This window comes from Paraburkholderia sartisoli, from assembly GCF_900107685.1.
Taxonomy (GTDB): domain Bacteria; phylum Pseudomonadota; class Gammaproteobacteria; order Burkholderiales; family Burkholderiaceae; genus Paraburkholderia; species Paraburkholderia sartisoli.
In genome coordinates this window covers 1-1,690 of sequence record NZ_FNRQ01000022.1, presented here as the reverse complement: position 1 = coordinate 1,690, position 1,690 = coordinate 1, and the positions used below count along the sequence as shown (strand labels likewise).

At 60.4% G+C, this 1,690-nt stretch carries 1 protein-coding gene; it reads right to left on the bottom strand.

Features of this window, described 5'->3' with window-relative positions; genetic code table 11:
* Positions 1-93 precede the first annotated feature (93 nt).
* A complete protein-coding gene (locus BLV45_RS26870; RefSeq protein ID WP_090538379.1) occupies positions 94-1,584 on the bottom strand; it encodes an ISNCY family transposase in 1,491 nt (496 codons plus the stop codon).
* Between the last annotated feature and the right edge of the window lie 106 nt (positions 1,585-1,690).

Below are 1,690 nucleotides of genomic sequence, written 5' to 3'. Positions count from 1 at the left end.
CCATGTCAAAGCCATTCTGGAATGTCCGCTTTCCAGCTAAATAGAGATGTCCGGGTTTCAGGGGTTAAAGCTTTGTCTTTAACGGGGTACTGCTTACGCAGTGTCGAAGAGTTGATCCTGAATGGGCAGGGCGCTTACGCCTGTTCCACTGTCGTTTGCGGACCGACGACCCGGTTTGCGAGTTTGTGGCGCAGCCTGTCTTCGCTGAGACAGATCCACGATCACGTGCTCGATGTCGGCCTGCGTGAACTCGCGCTGCTTCTTCTTGCCCGGCATGGGTTTGCTCCGATCAGTCGTGGTCGAATCGCCTCGATGCGTGCGCGACGGTGCCTTGCCGATCCGGCTGTTATCGCGTCGCGCCTGGATCGCCTGCGAGACCTGCAGCACGTGACTCAGGCGCTTGTGCTCGACGACCGTGCCCTGATCGATTTCAGCCAGCTTGTCGTACTGCCTGCTGGGCAACACGCGGCCGTCAGCACGGATTTCGATGCGACCATCCGGGTACTCCCACACCTCGATATACCGATCGATCAGCTTGCGGTTCTCCGGTGTGTCGTCCAGCAGGTACATGACGTGGTCGTACTGCACCGTGAGCGACTTCGTAATCTTCCGCGGTTCGCGCCACGTGAGAACCAGTTCAAGACTCTCGTCATCCCGCAGCGGCCGGTGCGCGTCGAAATCGCTCTTCGGCGGTTTGGCGAAACGCGCGTTATAGGTGGCCATGAAGGAGGGTACGTATGCGTTGGCCTCGGCCACCGTGCTGATGCCGCGCAGCCGAAGCTCCTTGACCAACCGGTCCTGCAGGGTCAGGTGCGCCCGCTCGACGCGCCCCTTGGCCGAACTGCTGTTCGCGCAGAACGTGTCGATGTTCAGTTCGTACATCGCGCGGCCGAAGTGGGTCACATTGTTTCCGGTTCCGTCTGTCTTCGTTTTACGAAACACGCTGGCCTTATCGCTGTAGAACGCGCCTGGTTTGCCGTGGCGCTCGATGTACGCGCGCGTCGCCTCAAAGTAGCTAAACGTCGATTCGGTGGCGGTGAAAAGCACGTGCATCAGTCGACTCGTCGCGTCGTCGACGTACACCAGCAGCGTGCACTGCGGCGCCCGGTCCTCGAACCACGCGTGTTCGCTACCGTCAATCTGGATCAGCTCGCCCAGACACGCACGTCGCGCGCGCGGCTGGTAGATCTTTGGCGGGCGTTGCCGGCGCGGAATCCACAGCCCGGCCTCTGTCATCAGCTTCCGTACGGTTTCCTTTGCGAGCCGGATCCCATGGCACTCGTACAGCTTCTCGCACGCCAGCGTCGGTCCGAAATCGGCGTAGCGATCACGGATGATCGTGAGTGCCCGATCGGCCACACCGGCATCCAGGCGGCGATTGCCAGGTTGCGATCGACGCCCGGATACCAGACCCGTTGGACCATGGTCTCGCAGCTTGCCCACGAGCCGGCGAATCTGCCGCGTCGTCAGTCCGAGTCTCTCGGCAGCACGCCACGGCTTGAGTTTGCCGTCCACCACGTCCTGAATGACCTTGAATCTGTCCAGCTCGCGCATCGTCATCGTGATCCGTTCCATTGCAACCATCGAAGCCTCCAGTCCCGCGAAAACAGCGGCTGGCTAGCATACGACGGCATCAAAAGCGGACATTTCTATCTAGCTAAAAGCGGACATTACCAGGTAGCCTCTACAA